At 57.8% G+C, this 16,881-nt stretch carries 14 protein-coding genes; 12 read left to right on the top strand and 2 right to left on the bottom strand.

Features of this window, described 5'->3' with window-relative positions:
• The 3 genes from WA354_RS10955 to WA354_RS10945 form a co-directional block, all read left to right on the top strand.
• Positions 1-492: penicillin-binding transpeptidase domain-containing protein (locus WA354_RS10955; RefSeq protein ID WP_472813047.1), on the top strand; the 492-nt coding region annotated here is incomplete at its 5' end.
• Between the two features lie 189 nt (positions 493-681).
• Positions 682-1,578, top strand: coding sequence for a class I SAM-dependent methyltransferase (locus WA354_RS10950; RefSeq protein ID WP_472813046.1), 897 nt, complete (start codon positions 682-684; stop codon positions 1,576-1,578).
• Between the two features lie 219 nt (positions 1,579-1,797).
• Positions 1,798-2,772, top strand: coding sequence for a VTT domain-containing protein (locus WA354_RS10945; RefSeq protein WP_472813045.1), 975 nt, complete (start codon positions 1,798-1,800; stop codon positions 2,770-2,772).
• Between the two features lie 456 nt (positions 2,773-3,228).
• Here WA354_RS10945 and WA354_RS10940 read toward each other — a convergent pair whose 3' ends face one another.
• Positions 3,229-4,371, bottom strand: coding sequence for a S53 family peptidase (locus WA354_RS10940; RefSeq protein ID WP_472813044.1), 1,143 nt, complete (start codon positions 4,369-4,371; stop codon positions 3,229-3,231).
• A gap of 256 nt (positions 4,372-4,627) precedes the next feature.
• On the opposite strand from WA354_RS10940, the gene WA354_RS10935 reads away from it, so the two are divergent.
• The 3 genes from WA354_RS10935 (at position 4,628) to WA354_RS10925 (ending at position 7,692) form a co-directional block, all read left to right on the top strand.
• The gene (locus WA354_RS10935) at positions 4,628-6,304 is read left to right on the top strand and encodes a UbiD family decarboxylase (protein ID WP_472813048.1); all 1,677 of its coding nucleotides are present in this window, start codon (positions 4,628-4,630) and stop codon (positions 6,302-6,304) included.
• Between the two features lie 138 nt (positions 6,305-6,442).
• Positions 6,443-6,757 (top strand): carboxypeptidase-like regulatory domain-containing protein, encoded by a 315-nt coding sequence (locus WA354_RS10930; protein WP_472813043.1) that lies wholly within the window; start codon positions 6,443-6,445, stop codon positions 6,755-6,757.
• A 113-nt stretch (positions 6,758-6,870) separates the two neighbouring features.
• Positions 6,871-7,692: a hypothetical protein gene (locus WA354_RS10925; protein WP_472813042.1), complete on the top strand. Its 822-nt coding sequence runs from the start codon at positions 6,871-6,873 to the stop codon at positions 7,690-7,692.
• Positions 7,693-7,696: 4 nt separating this feature from the next.
• On the opposite strand, the gene WA354_RS10920 is transcribed toward WA354_RS10925, so the two are convergent.
• Complete coding sequence (locus tag WA354_RS10920) at positions 7,697-8,281, bottom strand: hypothetical protein (protein WP_472813041.1); 585 nt, start codon at positions 8,279-8,281, stop codon at positions 7,697-7,699.
• A 5-nt stretch (positions 8,282-8,286) separates the two neighbouring features.
• Here WA354_RS10920 and nuoI point away from each other — a divergent pair, with 5 nt between their 5' ends.
• The 6 genes from nuoI to WA354_RS10890 all read left to right on the top strand — a co-directional run.
• Positions 8,287-8,790 (top strand): NADH-quinone oxidoreductase subunit NuoI, encoded by a 504-nt coding sequence (gene nuoI / locus WA354_RS10915; RefSeq protein WP_472813040.1) that lies wholly within the window; start codon positions 8,287-8,289, stop codon positions 8,788-8,790.
• A 928-nt stretch (positions 8,791-9,718) separates the two neighbouring features.
• Positions 9,719-10,849, top strand: coding sequence for a homocysteine S-methyltransferase family protein (locus WA354_RS10910; protein WP_472813039.1), 1,131 nt, complete (start codon positions 9,719-9,721; stop codon positions 10,847-10,849).
• The gene (gene metH / locus WA354_RS10905; RefSeq protein ID WP_472813038.1) at positions 10,846-13,533 is read left to right on the top strand and encodes a methionine synthase; all 2,688 of its coding nucleotides are present in this window, start codon (positions 10,846-10,848) and stop codon (positions 13,531-13,533) included. The genes WA354_RS10910 and metH overlap by 4 nt, the downstream gene beginning before the upstream one ends.
• Positions 13,534-13,764: 231 nt before the next feature.
• Positions 13,765-14,946, top strand: a complete 1,182-nt coding sequence (locus tag WA354_RS10900; protein WP_472813037.1) for a family 16 glycosylhydrolase — start codon at positions 13,765-13,767, stop codon at positions 14,944-14,946.
• 343 nt (positions 14,947-15,289) lie between these two features.
• Positions 15,290-15,658: a PIN domain-containing protein gene (locus WA354_RS10895; protein WP_472813036.1), complete on the top strand. Its 369-nt coding sequence runs from the start codon at positions 15,290-15,292 to the stop codon at positions 15,656-15,658.
• 137 nt (positions 15,659-15,795) lie between these two features.
• On the top strand, positions 15,796-16,881 hold a 1,086-nt coding region (locus WA354_RS10890; protein WP_472813035.1), incomplete at its 3' end, for a glycoside hydrolase family 97 N-terminal domain-containing protein.

Here is a 16,881-nt window from a genome sequence, read left to right as displayed (position 1 = left end):
GGACAGGGCGTTTCAATGACGCCGCTGCAACTTGGCGCATTTGTCGCGGCCATGGCCAATGGCGGAACTCTCTATTATCTGCAGCACCCCACTTCGACTGAAGAGGTTATGGCGTTCAGCCCGAAGGTGAAGCGGACCCAGGATATCGCTCGCTACGTACCGGATATGCAGGACGGCATGGCGGGCGCCGTGCAGTATGGGACCGCACGCCGCCTGCGCGCCAATTTCCAGGAACTACCGGTCTTCGGCAAGACAGGAACCTGTTCCGATAAAGGGACGCGCTTCGGGTGGTTTGTTTCGTACTCTGATACGCCGCAGGGCAGCCTTGTAACGGTGTTCTTCCTTGAAGGCGGCCGGCCGACATTCGGTCCGCGCGCTGCCGAGTTGACCGGCGAGTTCTACAAAAATCTTTGGGATCGAAACTATTTCGCCGAGAAGGGCACGCAGGCTCACGCCGCACTGCAAGTGACAAGCACAACGAGCACACGGTAGTCGCCAGCGTCCTCTACGGCAAAGGCCGCCTTCGGGCGGCTTTTCTCTTTGCGAATCTCTTCCCAATTCATCCTTCAGTGAGAATGCCGGTTGTCCACGTCAGGTCTCACTGGCGCACTCGCGATTGGATGTAGGTGGTAGGAACAGCAACTGTTGCAAAGGCCTTCCTGACTACTGTAGGTTCGATTCATGAGCGGAAAATTTAGCGTAATTTTCTCGGATCCCCGGGCTCTGAAATTATTGTTAAAAACATTAGCGAAGGCTTCTTTAGACAAGTATCAATCGATGAAAGTTACCCTGCTTCGCACGATGGGTATCGTAGATTTCCCGGTGCCGCCGAATTCGAGGATGCGCGGCACCTCTTCCAATACGATCCGACATTACTATGAATCGGGCCTGACCACCTCATTGCCAATCATGACTGCGGCCTATATCGAGGGTTTGAATTTGCGGGCGTCCGCCGACGTACTCGATTTCGGATGTGGTGTAGGGCGTCAGCTTCTGCATTTCAAGAGAAATTTCCCCAACCTGAAACTTCATGCTTGCGACGTCAACAATCGTTCCATTGAATTTATGCAGAGCGCTTATCCGAACGTTGATTCTTATACGAGCGAGTTTTTGCCACCTCTCAAGTATCCGGATCTCAAGTTCGACCTGATCTATTCGGTTTCAATCTTCTCTCATATAAATATCCGAGACCAGGCATTGTGGCTGAAGGAGCTGGCAAGGATTACACGGCCCGGCGGCGTTTGCTGCTTGACCATTTTAGGCGAGTACGCGCAGGCGCTACTCTCAAAACCCTCATCGGGCAAGCAATACTCCGATGAAGTCAGAGCGCTTGAAGAAGAGGGCTTTTTTTATAAGGGGTACTTTGAAGGAAAACCGAAGCCGGAATACATGAAAGCCGTAGAGCAGTTCTGGAATGTCGGGAGCAACCTCATCGGGATCGACGAGGACTACGGGCGCACTTATTACTCAGAGAGATATGTTCGGCAACATTGGAACAACGATAGTTTTGAATTCAGACAATGGATTCCTGGCATCATCGATAATCTGCAAGATCTGGTCGTGCTGAAGAAGCGATAGTTTGGGGGCAGCTTGGCGAGCAATGCTCTGGGGAGCCGCTCTACCCCTTATTCCCCTCACAATTCGATCGCCAGGACGGAATCCGCGATGAGCACGGGATGCGAACGACAATGAATTTGAAACGAATTCAGTTCATAATCATCCGATAAGGTGAGGTCAGCGGGATTGCCCTTCGCAGCCCGATTTTGACCCTAACCTTCAGGAAAACTGGACTCCCCGATGGCTCTTCCCACACACATTCTTCTCGCGTACGGTTACATATTGCTGTTCGGTTGGGTCCTGGTGGAGCAGTTCGGGATTCCACTACCGGCAACTCCGGTGCTGCTGGCGGCGGGCGGGCTGTCAGCTGCACACCAGATCAGCTTTGGCGCGGCGTTTCTGGTTGGTTTTTTGGCGTGCATGACGGCGGACACGAGCTGGTTCCTGATCGGGCGGCGCTATGGGCACCATGTGCTGCGCATCCTTTGCAAGCTTTCCATGGAGCCGACGATTTGCGTTCGGCGCACGCAGGATTCGTTTGGCCGTCGGCGCGGCGTGATGCTGATGTTCGCGAAGTTTGTGCCTGGACTGGCCACTCTGGCGGCCCCGGTGGCGGGCGAGAACGGGATGAGCCTGGGACGGTTCCTGTTTTTCGATGGAATTGGCGCAACCCTATGGCTGCTTGCCCTGTTGAGCGGCGGCAGACTTTTTGCCGACGCGTTGAAGCGCAATCCGAGCCTGTTGAATTGGGTGGGGCGCTTTTCGGGCGCTCTGCTGGTGCTGGCGATACTGGGGTTCTTTATTGTGCGGGTCTATCGGCGGCGCATGGTGCTGAAAAAGCTGGTTGCCTCGCGACTGGAGCCGGAAGAACTGAAGGCGCAGCTTGATGCCGGCGAACAGGTGTACATTGTGGACCTGCGTCACCCCTTGGAACTGATGGCCGAGCCATTTACCTTGCCGAGCGCGATGCACTTTTCCCCCGATGCGCTGGCGGCGCGGCACGGTGAGATTCCGCGCGATCGGGATGTAGTGCTGTTCTGCACGTGTCCCAGCGAAGCCACGGCAGCGAAGACCGCAATGACCCTGCATAAGCTGGGGATCGAGCGGGTGCGGCCATTACGAGGTGGGTATGACGAGTGGAAGCGGTTGGGGTTTCCGCTGGATGAGATTCCGCCGGTGAACCCGCTGGTGCAGGTAGTGCAAGCGGGACGCTGACGCGGGGCGTTACGAACTGGATTCCGGTGACTTTGGTAAGTAGTGGCATTTGCATGGTTCTGGATATACTTCGTGCACCAAACTTCTCGGCCTTTTGTGGCGAGGAGCGAATCGGGCAGGACCTTTCCGATGTTGCATCGGTGGGCAGGCGCGAGGATCCGGCAAGGTTCCGGATCACAGGCTGAATGGGACGCCGACAAGCAGCGTTTACTTCTCCTTATCTATTGGTCGAGATCAGCCCCGAGGGTGGAAGCCTTCGGGGCTGATTTGCGTTTGGGGTCGACGCGCTGAAGTCGTGACCTGACTCAGAACGATTGAGAGTTGTGCTTTCCCACGTCTCAAAATCGAGACATGGGGCCCGATTTCGTGCTAGGACAAGCGAGAGCAACGGTAGGTCCTTCGACTCTCCATCACTCTGTTCGGGGCTTCCACCCTGGATCGTTCTGATTGCCGACACTACGTCTGGATCTGTGCGTTGGGGTTGTGACCCGAGGCTGGGGTAAACAAGGCGGCGAGCTTGTTGCCGATGGGAGAGCCGAGGCCGGTGCAGGGATCGGGGCCGACGGCGGCGTTGTAGTAGCCGTTGCCGCCGCTGGTGATGTCGTTGAAGTCGGGCTGGTTCTGGTAGAGCGACGGCGTTACGAAGCCGAGCTTTTTTCCGAAGGCGGCGAAGAGGCCTGCGTACAGGGGAGCGACGGCGCTGGTACCGCCGACGACGGTGGTTGATCCGTGAACGAAGACGTCGTAGCCCGTGTTGGGATCGGCATCGGCGGAGACGTCGGGAACCATGCGGCCCTTTCCGTAGGGCGAGTTGGTGGGCGGCTTGGGAACGCCGATCTGAAAGCTCTGCGTGGGAAAGATGGTGGAGTATCCACCGCCAGTGCCTTCGCCATTGGTCTGGCCGGGGCTGTCGTTCCAGACGGTTTCGACGGTGGAAGTTTTGTAGGTGCCTCCGCAGCCCACGACATGCGGGCAGGACGATGGGGCATCGACATTCGCGGGTGTTGAGCCGCCATCGCTTGAGTTGTTGTCGCCGGAGGCCGCGAAGACGACCATGCCGAGGGCGGTGGCGGTGGTGGCGGCGGATTCCATTTCGTCTGCCGCCTCGGTGCCCCACGTAGATTCATCTGCGCCCCAGGAGATGGAACAGACATCGCATCCGTCGTTGGCGGCTTTCTGGACGGCTGAGGCGATGTCCTGCGACCAGTACATGCGGATGGTGGCGGCCTTGCCGGTGGCGGCGTAGTAAGCGGCAGCCGAGACCTGGATGTCGAGAGCCACTTCGTAGTCGGGATCGCTGTTGGAGCCGGTGCTCTGGTTGGGGCTGTTCTTGGTGCCGTCGACGGAGACGTCGGTGATTTGCGGAACGGGCTGGTTGATGGATTTGAAGTACTGGTCCATGTCGGACTGGACCCATCCGCCGCCGAGCTCGACGATGGCGATGATGCCGCCGCCAGCAAGGCCGGTGGGCCATTTATAGGCGGCGCAGAGGTTGGGGACGTTCCAGGGAGCGGGGGCGAGAGGGCCGATCTGGATGTGGGGGGTGAGACGGCGAAGTTTGAAGTAGGGATGGCAGGGAACGCGCGGAGCATTTGACATGGGCGAGGTCCTTTATGGGATTTGGCGCTTTCCTGGGTGCTTAGATGCCGGAACCGCGGAGTGGTGGTTTGACGCGTGAATCTGGCAAAACTAAAGTCATGCGATGCTAAAGGCTTAGTATGGTTTGGAAGCCTGACTTTGATATGTGAGAGCTCGACATCCGGGCTTCCCTCAGGGGCTTAATCCCGGCGTTTTGGGGCACCGCGGCAGGACGAAAGTCGTGCCTTTCGAAGAAACCGGTTTGGGAGAGACTGCGTTGGCATACAACGATTTGCGCGACTGGATAAGCACTCTAGAGAAGAGCGGCGAACTCAAACGGATTCGGGAGGAAGTGTCGGCGGACCTGGAGATCACGGAGATCACAGACCGCGTTAGCAAGGTAGGGTCACGATCGTCTTCTCCCACCCTAAGCGCAAAAAACGCGCTTAGGATGGGGCACCCGGCGGGAACGAAGGAGAAATATGCTCCAGGTGGGCCGGCGCTGCTGTTTGAGAACGTGAGGGGGTTTCCGGGCCACGCAGTGTTGATGAACCAGTTTGGCAGCGAGCGGCGGATGGCGATGGCGCTGGGCGTAGAGCGGCTGGATCAGATTGCCGAGCGTATTCGCGGGCTGATGAATGTGAAGGCTCCGGGGGGCGGATTCCTCGACAAGCTGAAGATGCTGCCGCAACTGGCGGAGTTGGGGAATGTGTTTCCGAAGACGGTCCAGGCGAAGGATGCGCCGTGCAAGGAAGTAATTCTGCGCAACAACTTTGATTTGAATGCGTTTCCGATTTTGAAGTGCTGGCCGTATGACGGAGGCCGGTTTATCACGCTGCCTTGCGTGCATACGAAGGATCCACGGACAGGGAAGCGCAACATCGGCATGTATCGCATGCAGGTCTACGACGGGCAGACGACGGGGATGCATTGGCAGCGGCAAAAGGTGGCGGCGGAGCACTTTCGAAATGCTTTGAGGGCTTCTGCGCAGGCTGCGGCGACTGGGAATCCGCGGACGGCGAGTGTGGCAGCGATGGCGGAGTCGGCGGGTGGGGCAGTGATGATTCCGGATGGGCCGATTGGTGGGTTGCCGCAGGTGGCGATGGGGAATCTGAAGGGATCGCGACTGGAGGTTGCAGTGGCGATCGGGACCGATCCGGCGACGACGTTTGCGGCGATTGTGCCTGCCCCGCCGGAGGTTGAGGAATTTATGATCGCGGGTTTCCTGCGCGGCAAGCCCGTGGAGATTGTGAAGTGCGAGACAGTGGATCTCGAAGTGCCGGCGAATGCGGAGATTGTGCTGGAGGGCTATGTCGAGCTAGGCGAGTTGCGGAGTGAAGGGCCGTTCGGCGATCATACGGGCTTCTACACGATGACGGATGAGTATCCGGTGTTTCACGTAACGTGCATTACGCATCGCAAGAATCCGATATACGCTGCGACGATTGTGGGCAAGCCGCCGATGGAAGATGCGTGGATGGGCAAGGCAGTCGAGCGGATATTTCTGCCGGCGATGAAGCTGACGATTCCTGAGATTGTGGACATCAATTTGCCGGTTGAGGGGGTGTTTCACAACCTGATGCTGGTGTCGATCAAGAAGAGCTACCCGGGGCAGGCGCGCAAGGTGATGAATGCGATCTGGTCGCTGGGGCAGGCGATGTTTACCAAGTGCATTGTGGTGGTGGACGAGGACTGCGATGTGCAGGACATTGGCGAGGTGGTGCTGCGCGTGACAAACAACATCGATCCGGAGCGGGATATTCAGTTCACGCTGGGACCGGTGGATTCGCTGGATCACTCGTCGCGCATGCCGAACTACGGATCGAAGATGGGAATTGATGCGACGCGAAAATGGAAGGCCGAGGGATTCGAGCGGCCTTGGCCGGCGATGATCGAGATGGATAGGGCAACGAAGGCCAAGGTGGACGCGATGTGGGAGAAGCTGGGGCTGTGAAGGCAAATCATGATGACGCAGAACCGATGCGTTTCGATTAGGTTTGCGGTTGTATTGGCGAGCCTGATGTCTTGCGTCGCTGTTCCGAACCTCGGCTGGGCGAATGTGTGCGTATATAGGCCCCCAAGAGTGAGACAGTTGCACGGCACCGTGCTTGATACCTCGAATGAGCCGATTGCCGAGGTGGTCGTTACTCTCTTGAGGGGAGAGAAATTCATCGAAGCAACTACTACAGATGAAGCTGGTGAGTTCAACTTTAGATCGCTGCCTGATGGCAAGTACGAAATCGATGCTTCGGCCGGGGGCTTTCACCACGCTCGGTATTTGGTGATACTTGGTCATCAAACTGGCCACTGGAACCGATCGATACATATCAAGCTCGCAGTCGGAGTTGACCAATGCGAGGGAACCATTGAAGTGGCCGAGAAGTCGCCCGCGAGACAAAAGGACTGATGCGGTCGTTAGGAGCGAAACCTGCCCAGGGTAATCGCGTTTGATAGCCTAAACTCATGCTCGGTATTCCCCGTTGGGCTGTTGCAGGCTTGATCGCCTTGGCGATGGCCGCAGTGACTTCACACTGTACCGCGCAGGCTCCCGATACATTTCGGTGGATTGATTTTCACGCGCAGAGCGATCAAGACGTAGTGGTGTGGGTAACGCGCGCGCTGGATAACCAGAAATGGACCGCGATTCGCGAGATTGGCGTGCAGTATGATGCCGCGCTGGTGATTACGACGCTTCGCGCCACTCCGCAGTCTGCGACGAATCGGGATACATTCACGATCTGGAGCGTCTCGCTGAGCGATCGCAAGCTGACGCGCATTGTGGATTGCGCGAATCTGCGGCTCATGGACTGGGTGCTGCTGAATGTGGGCCAGGGCCGAGAACTGGCCGCCCTGTACGACGACTGCAACGACTGCCAGGCGACTACGTATTTCACGGCATTCCACTATGACCTGCGGACGCGTACATGGGCGGGGCGGTGGCTGGTGAATGGGAAGGCCGCACCGGTTTGGGCGCCGAATGCGGCCCTGGGAGTGACGCAGACGCAGGTGTTCGCAGTGTTGGCGGATGGCAACGGCGTGGAAACTCTTGCCACCTGGAACCGTCTGGACTACGGCAGCCGGAAACCGGCCGAAGAGAGTGTTTATCGGTACGACCTGGATCAGCAAAGCGACTTGGAGCGGACACAGCTGCTGACCGGGCGGGATGCGGCGATTATGAAAGACCGGCTGTGCCGGGCACAGGACGCGGTGCCGGGGCTGAGCCGGGGGCAGGATTCATCCCTCTGTCAGACGAGCCAGAAGCCGCGCTACGAGCGCAAGCCGGTGACGACGCCGCCGGCGAATAACCAGGGGCAATCGCGGCCGCCTGGATCCCGACACTAGAAAATCAATCGGCAGCCTGGACTTTGATGGAAGTGACGTTGCGGACCCAGCGTGCCGGGCGTCGTTCTCCTGAACTGATGAGCTCGATGGGTCCATTGTCGGAAAGAGGCTTTCCGTCGACGCTGTCGGCAAGCAGCACGGAGCCTTCGTGCACTTCAGGTGAGATTTCACCCAGGGAATATACGACCTTATTGCCGTCGCGACCTTCAGCGACAACGTAAAGGCGAAAATCTCTGCCTTTGAGTTTTTGTGGCACTCCCAGCTCGACCAACAAAGCGATCAGAGGTACGCCGGAGTAGGTCTCCTGCGCATGAGTGCGCTCGTCGGTCACTTGGATTGTTTCGTGGGGAAGCTCGGCAAGCTTGGGCGCGGTCCACTCTGCCGACTTCTTGCCGTAGGTGATTTTCAGGGGTGCAACCATTTCGTCGCGATTTTGATCGGCTTGCTGGCGGGTTCTTGTCGTGTCCATGGGACCGGGGGGGCGCAGCAGAATCCCGCCCGGTCCCATATTGGGGTTATCGGGGAGCTGGCAGAGTGCCGCGGGCATAAACGCCAGTGACAAGGTGAATGTGATGGCACAATGCCGCATGGGTGGTGGCCTCCAGGCATACATCGTATACTGAGGGCATGTCGGTTGTGCGCAATATCGCAGCGATCGCCAAGGGCATGAGCATCACCTTTGGGGAGATGCTTCAACCTACGCAGGTTGAGAACTACCCCGATGGCAAAGGACCCATGCGGGGCGCTAAGTTTGAGCAGCGATTCCGGGGCGGCCACGTGCTGCAGCGGGATGAGAACGGCCTTGAGAAGTGCGTGGCCTGCTTCCTTTGCGCGGCAGCCTGCCCTGCCAATTGCATCTTTATCGAGGCGGCGGAGAATACCGAGGAGACTCGGATCTCGTCGTCGGAGCGGTACGCGAAGGTCTACAACATCGACTACAACCGCTGCATTTTTTGCGGGTACTGCGTGGAAGCCTGCCCGACGGACGCCATTACACACGGCCATGGGTTTGAACTTGCCAGCCTGAATGCGACAAACCTGGTGATGCGCAAGGAAGACATGCTGCTGCCGGTGAGTGCGATCGCGGCGGCGAAGTAAGGGCTACTTTTCGACTATTGTGCTCTCGAAACGCGTCGACTCATGATGTGTTTTGACGCACAGACTACCAGTAAAACGTGGATTTACGTTGAAGAAAAGCAGATGAAAAGGGTCCTTCAATTCGTGGCCTTTGCCGTCATCGGATTGATGGCCGTTCAGCCTCTTCTGGGGGCACCGCCTTGTGCATCTGCGGTACCTGCTCCTTGCACGGCGGGCTGTCCGATGGCAGATGCGGCGCCGGATTGTCCGATGGCGCAGTCCTCAATGGTGGGCTGCTCATCGGGGTGTTGCGAACTCTCGAATCCACGGACCGCTGCTGCAGTCGCCGTTCTCATAAAACCCAAGGCGGCGATGGTCGATACGCCTGTCCCAGCGGCGGTAAAAGTGGTGCAAACATCCGCTGTCCGGGCCAGCCGATTGTTGAGGAGTGCTCCAGAGACAGGGCCGCCACTCTACAAGCTTTTCCGAGTTTTTCGAATCTAAACAACTCTTGACGTCAAGGTTCCCGAAGCGGCCTCGGGTATTCGTGCCCCTGTGCCACGCCTTCACCGCAGTTTGAACGTCAAGGAGATTTCCGTGAAGCGTATTTTTGCAGTTCTGTCCGTTGCGGCCGTCCTCACCGTCGCCGCATTTGCCCAAACCTCACAGATCTCGGCAAAGGCCAACTGTTGCAACTCCTGCTGCACCGATAAGTGCAGCGACTGTTGCGGCGGGAGCGGCTGCGCCATGGGTTGCTGCCAGGGTAAGTAAGCGTCCAGCCCGAAGGTCCGGATTGCACCTCGATCCGGACCTTCGGCGTTTCCGGTGCACGATTCGGTTTTATAGACGTTTCAAGCCTTCAATCTCCCGATCCAATCCCCGATTGTTCCAGTTCCCTGCTTCGAACCGACGTTCTGGTACGTAAGCCTCTTACAATCATCAAAGAGATATGACAACGACACCCGTACATCCCCTGGTGGAGATTCTCAAGAGCCGCATCGCAATTATCGATGGTGCGATGGGAACGACCATTCGCACCTATGGCATGACCGAGGCGGACATCCGCGGAGAGCGCTTCAAGGACGCCAAGAAGGACCTGAAGAACAACGGCGACCTGTTTGTGCTGACGCAGCCGGAGATGATTGGCGATATTCATCGCCGCTTTCTCGAGGCTGGGGCGGACATTATCGAGACCAACACGTTTGGCGCGACGACTATTTCGCAGAGCGAATTTTTTGTCGATGATCCGCGGGAGCATGGTGGGCGGAAGGATCCGGAGTTCTATCAGAAGATCATTGACGACAAGTTTTTGAAGAGCCTGGCGTGGGAGATCAACGAGGTTTCGGCGAGGATTTGCCGGGAGTGGGCTGACAAGGTTGGCAAGGAGACGGGGAAGCAGCGGTTTGTCGCGGGATCGATCGGGCCGCTGACGGTGTCGCTTTCGAATTCGCCGGACGCGAATGATCCCGGTTTCCGGTCGGTGACGTTCGACCAGGTGAAGACGGCGTATGCAGAGCAGGTGCGAGCGCTGATTGCGGGCGGGGTTGATTTCCTGCTGGTGGAGACGATCTTCGATTCGTTGAATGCCAAGGCGGCGCTGGTGGCGATTCGCGAAGTCTTTGATGAAGATAAGGTGGAGTTGCCGGTGATGATTTCGGCGGCGGTGGGACGCGGCGGGGAGACGTTGATTTCGGCGCAAACTACCGAGGCATTCTGGAACGCGGTGGAGCATGTGAAGCCGCTCTCGGTTGGATTGAACTGTTCGCTGGGGCCGGACCTGATGTATCCGTTTTTGTCGGAGCTTTCAGAGAAAGCGAACGTGGCGATTTCGTGCTATCCGAATGCGGGGTTGCCGAATCCGCTCTCGGCGACAGGATTCGATCTTGGGCCGGAGGACATGGCGCGTTACCTTAGTGAATTTGCGAAGGCGGGGTTGATCAATATCGCGGGCGGGTGCTGCGGAAATACGCCGGAACATATTGCCGCGATTGCGAAGGCGCTGGAGGGCATGGCTCCGCGGGCATTTCATGCAAAAGATCTTTCGGATCAGAGTCTAGGCACAGCCGAGGTTAGTCGATGAAGCCACTGCGTCTCTCTGGATCGCAGCCGTTTACGCAGCAAGCCGGGGTATTCATCATGATCGGCGAACGGACCAATGTGGCCGGTTCGCCGAGGTTTGCGCGATTGGTGAAGGACGGCAAGTACGAAGAGGCCGTAAGCGTCGCGCGGCAGCAGGTGGAGAACGGCGCTAACGTTCTCGACATCTGCATGGACGAGGGGATGATCGACGGCGTCGCGGCGATGACGCGCTTTCTGCAACTGCTGGGGAGCGAGCCGGAGGTCGCCAAGGTCCCATTCATGATCGACTCTTCGAACTGGGCCGTGCTTCAGGCGGGGCTGAAGTGCCTGCAGGGCAAGGGTATTGTGAATTCGATCTCCCTGAAAGAAGGGGAAACGAAGTTCTGCGAGCATGCGGCCACGGTGCTGAAGTACGGCGCGGCAGCGGTGGTGATGGCGTTTGATGAACAAGGGCAGGCCGCGAGTTTCGAAGACAAGATTCGTGTTTGCGAACGGGCATATCGGATTCTGGTGGATAGGGTCGGGTTTCCGGCCGAGGACATCATCTTCGATCCGAACATCCTTACGGTCGCTACCGGCATGGAGGAGCACAACAACTACGCGGTCGACTTTATCAATGCGACGCGATGGATCAAGGCGAACCTGCCCCATGCGAAGGTGAGCGGCGGCGCCTCGAATATCTCATTTAGTTTTCGGGGCAATAATCGGGTGCGCGAGGCGATGCATTCGGCGTTTTTGTATCACGCCATTGCGGCGGGACTCGACATGGGCATCGTGAATGCGGGGATGCTGGAGGTGTACGAGGAGATCGAACCGAAGCTGAAGGAACTGGTTGAGGATGTGCTGCTGAATCGGCGCCACGACGCTACGGAACGGCTGGTGGAGTTTGGCGAGTCGCTGAAGGGCGAGGGTGCGGTTGTTACGGAGAAGAAGGCAGAAGAGTGGCGCAATGGAACCGTTGAGGAGCGTCTGACTCACGCGCTGGTGAAGGGGATCGACAACTATATCGAGATTGATACCGAGGAGGCGCGCGCAAAGCTTGGGCGGCCGCTGCTGGTGATTGAAGGCCCGCTGATGGCGGGGATGAGCGTGGTTGGCGATTTGTTTGGTGCAGGAAAGATGTTTTTGCCACAGGTGGTGAAGTCGGCGCGCGTGATGAAGAAGGCGGTCGCCTACCTTTTTCCTTTCATGGAAGCCGAAAAAGCGGCCATGGAGGCAGCGGGCCAGGTGGTGAAGGCGCAGGGAAAGATTGTGCTGGCAACAGTGAAAGGCGATGTGCACGATATCGGCAAGAACATCGTGGGCGTGGTGCTGGCTTGCAACAACTTCGAAGTGATCGACCTTGGCGTGATGGTTCCGGCGGAGAAGATCCTGGAACGCGCGAAGGAAGTGAAAGCCGACATCATCGGGCTGAGCGGATTGATTACTCCGTCGCTCGATGAGATGGTGCACGTGGCGCGTGAGATGGAGCGCCAACAATTCAAGGTGCCGCTGCTGATTGGTGGAGCGACGACGAGCCGGGCGCATACGGCGGTGAAGATTGCGCCGCACTATAGCGAGCCGGTTGTGCACATCATCGATGCGAGCCGTGCTGTTCCGGCGACAACTAGCCTGTTGAGCGACGAGGGAAAGCCGGAGTTCGTGGCGCAGCATCGCGCTGAGTATGAGGCGGTTCGTAAGGCACACAGCACGCCGAAGCAGAAGACCATTTCGCTTGAGGCGGCCCGCGCGCGGCACACGCCTATCGAGTGGCGCGCCGAAGATATTCCGACTCCAGAATTCACCGGGGTGCGTGTGCTGGAGGATTTTCCGCTGGCTACGCTACGGGAGTATATCGACTGGACGCCGTTTTTCCATACATGGGAACTGAAGGGCGTTTATCCGCGCATTCTGGACGATGAGAAGCAGGGAGAACAGGCGCGGCTGCTGTTTACGGAAGCCAATGCACTGCTGGACAGGATCATTGAAAAGAAGCTGCTGACGGCGCGGGGTGTTTACGGATTATTTCCGGCATCGGCGGTATGCGATGATGTCGAGCTCTTCACAGACGAGACGCGCGCGAAGAAGCTGGAGTGCTTTCATTTTCTACGTCAGCAGGCGAATAAGGAAGGCAGCGAGCCGTGCCGGTCACTGGCCGATTTCATTGCGCCGAAGGCAATGGGGTTGCGTGATCACATTGGGGCGTTTGCGGTGACTACCGGCATCGGGCTGAAGGAATTGACCGACAAATACCGCGCTGAGCATGACGACTACAACGCGATCATGGCGGAGGCGCTTGCGGACCGGCTTGCAGAGGCGTTTGCCGAGTGCTTGCATAAACGGGTACGCGATGAGTGGGGCTACGGGCGCGAAGAAAAGCTTAACCCCGCGGAATTGATTCAGGAGAAGTATCGCGGCATCCGGCCAGCGCCGGGATATCCGGCGTGTCCAGACCACACGGAGAAGGGTACTATCTGGCAGTTGCTGGATGTTGAGGCGAAGACGGGCATTCGCATCACCGAGTCGTATGCGATGTGGCCGGGATCGAGCGTGAGCGGGCTTTATTTTGCGCATCCTGAGTCGCGCTATTTCTCGCTGGGCAAAATCGATCGCGAGCAAGTGGCGGATTATGCGGAGCGCAAGGGCATGAGCGTAGCCGAAGTGGAGCGTTGGCTTTCGCCGAATCTCAACTACGAGCGAGGGTAGTGACAAGCCTGATCCGTCTGCGCGACGATGCGGCATGCCGTCAATCGTTCCCATGCGAGCCTTTCTTGAAGAATGAGACAAGCGATTGTTTGAAGCGACGCGATGATCTGGATGTACAGGTGTGAATCGCGCTTTTTCCTTAGATGTTGTGCCCTGAGTCACATCCGGCCAGGGCGAAAATGATTGACCCTGTCAGACGCGAATGTTTTGATGTTGGGCGGCGAAGAAGTTATGCCTTTTCGTCGTCAGATGGGGAGAGTCTACGTGGGGATGAGGGCTGATATGTTTACTGCTTTGGTTTTGACAAGTGCGCTGATTTGCGGTTGTGGTGGAGGGGGCGGCGGCAGCAGCAGTGGAGGTGGTGTCGGAACGACAGCAACGCCGGCCGCGACGCCCACAATTTCGTCCGTGCCGGTGCAGAACGGTGCAGCGATTGTCACGCTGGCCGATATCACCGGCACTGCAACGATCTACTACACAATCGACGGCTCCACGCCGACGACCACGTCCATGGCCTACTATGCGCCTTTTCTCGTTTCGTCGAATCTGACGGTGAAGGCTGTGGCGGTCGCCTCGGGATATTCGAACAGCACGGTGGCCTCGCAGAGTTTCAGCCCGAACATCGCGTCGGGCACGCTGGTGTGGAGCGACGAGTTTACGAGGCCGGGCCTTTTGAACTGGCTTCCGAGTTCGACGACGTGGACGTACGACACCGGATTCCGCTGCTGCGGCAACAACGAACTGGAGACCTACTGCGCGGCGGATTCCACAACGGCGCCATGCACGGGGTCGAATACTTATATCGATGAATCGGGAATCCTCCACATTGTTGCCGTGAATCCTTCGGGAACGACGTACACTTCGGCCCGCATGAAAACGCAGGGGCTCTTCAGCTTCATGTACGGCCGTATCGAGGCTCGGATGAAGCTGCCGGAGAGCCAGGGAATGTGGCCTGCATTTTGGCTATTGGGCAACAACATTACGAAGGTCGCCTGGCCGTCGTGCGGCGAACTGGACGTGATGGAGCACATTGACGGCAGCAATCCTGCGCTTTCTGTTGGCGGAACGCCGCCGGGGTATGACTGGATTGCGGGGTCGGTGCACGGAGGAACCAGCGTGAGCGAAGCGAACGGAACGCAGCAATACCATCCCGCCGGATTCTCGGCTGCGGACTGGCATACCTACGGCATGATCTGGAGCAAGGGACAGGTGCAGTTCTACGTGGACGATCCGGCGAATGTGTATGCCACCTTCACGCCGGCCAACTTCCCGGGCACCTGGCCGTTCGACCAGGGACCGCAGTTCATCATTCTCAATCTGGCGGTCGGCGGCGACTGGCCCGGCAACCCGGATGCGACGACGGTTTTTCCGAGTGAGATGCAGGTGGATTACGTGAGGATCTACACGAACTGACTCGATTCCTCCTCGATGTGACAGTCACCTGCCCTCACTTATGGCGAAAAACGATATGGGCATAGGATGCCTGTTTGATCTTATTTCTGCAGACCACATCCCATACTTAATGCTGGTATACAATATGGTAAAGGAAAACTGGAATGCCAGCAGCACGAAAAATTACCGTGGAAGTTCCCGCAGCGCTTCTGAGCAAGGCGCAAAAGGCAAGTGGTGCCGGGATCACTCAAACCATTCGTACTGGGCTTGAACTTGTTGCGGCAGGGAGAGCATACGAGCGTCTTCTTCAACTTCAAGGGAAAGTCCGATTCTCAAAAAGACTTGAGGAGTTGAAGGCAGACCGATGATCGCCGCTGACACCAGTACATGGATTTCATTCTTTGAGGGAGAGCAGGGAGACGATGTTCTCGCGCTGGCCAGGGCGCTTCAATCCCATCAGGTGGTTATGCCGCCTCCGGTACTGACAGAATTGCTAAGCGACCCTGAACTCTCAGCTTCTGTGGCACAAACTCTCCTGGAACTGCCACTGGTGGCGTTGAAGGATGGATTCTGGCATCGAGCCGGAAAGCTTCGCGCAAAGGTTCTCGCTCGGAAAAGGAAAGCTCGGCTGGGCGACGCCTTGATCGCACAATGTTGCATTGACGCCGATACTGCCCTCATCACCCGGGATGGAGACTTCAAGGCATTCTCGGCGGGCTTGAATCTCCTTTAGCCGGCGTGAATCACCTCTCGGAGGCCCACCCCGGAATCTGTCGTTGGCTCTTCGTGAGGCAGTGGTATGATCCCCACGAGATGCGACGCACATCGGTATACCCTCTTCTATTTGCATTTTTGAGCGGAATTGTCGCGGTGGCACAGAATCTGGATGCAGCGGGGACTCAAGTGAAATCGCCCAGTGGCCAAATTGTCTTTTTGCTTTCCGACGGGTCGACGAAACGAACGACGGAACCGGCCAGCAACGACATCCGCTATGCTGTTGAATTTCGCGGCAAACGGCTTGTGGATGACAGCGTGCTGGGGCTGAAGCTGCAGGGGCAGCCGGCGCTGGGAGCGGGAATGCGCAGCGTCAATGTGCGGACGACGGAGCACGATGAGACGTATGCCATTCCGGTTGGCAAGGCGAGCACGGTGCGGGATCACTACCAATCAATTCTTGCGGACTTTGAGGATGCGTCCGGGAGGAAGCTCTCCATTGAGATTCGAGCGTATGACGATGGTGTTGCGTTCCGGTATATGGTGCCCGCGCAGGAGAGTCTGAAAGACATTCGCATCGAACGCGAGCTGACGGAGTTTACTTTCGCGAAGGATGCGCCGCTCTATCCACTGATTGTGGATGGCTTTCAATCTTCGTATGAAGATGAATACCAGATGCGTCACGTGAGCGGGATACACCACGACTGGCTTATCGCATTGCCACTGTTGGCGGATGTTCCGGGGTCGGGCTGGGTGGCCGTGACGGAGGCGCATATCGAGAACTATGCGGGCATGTATCTGCGCAAGGCGGATGCGCGTTTCGGCTTGCGCGCGGAGCTTTCGCCTCGCATTGATAAGCCCGGGATCGCGGTAGAGGCCGACGCTCCAGTCACAACACCGTGGCGTGTGCTGATGATTGGTGACGAGCCGGGGCGGCTGGTTGAATCGAACATCGTGTTGAACCTGAACCCGCCTTCGAAGATTGCCGACACGTCGTGGATCAAGGCGGGAAAGTCGGCGTGGGATTGGTGGTCAGGCGAGGCTGCGCCGAGTATGAGCACGAAGCCGGGGATGAACACGGCGACGATGAAGCATTACATCGACTTTGCTTCGAAGTCGGGATTTGCGTACATGCTGATTGATGCGGGGTGGGCGCAGGCAGACCGCAAGGGGCCAGACGATTACGCCGCCGTGGCCGACATCACCAAGGTGGATCCGAACGTCAATATGCCGGAACTGCTG

Origin of the sequence: Occallatibacter sp. (assembly GCF_049802275.1) — a bacterium.
Lineage (GTDB): Bacteria > Acidobacteriota > Terriglobia > Terriglobales > Acidobacteriaceae > Telmatobacter.
Note: the sequence above shows the minus strand (reverse complement) of the source record. Positions and strands in the feature narration are given on the sequence as shown.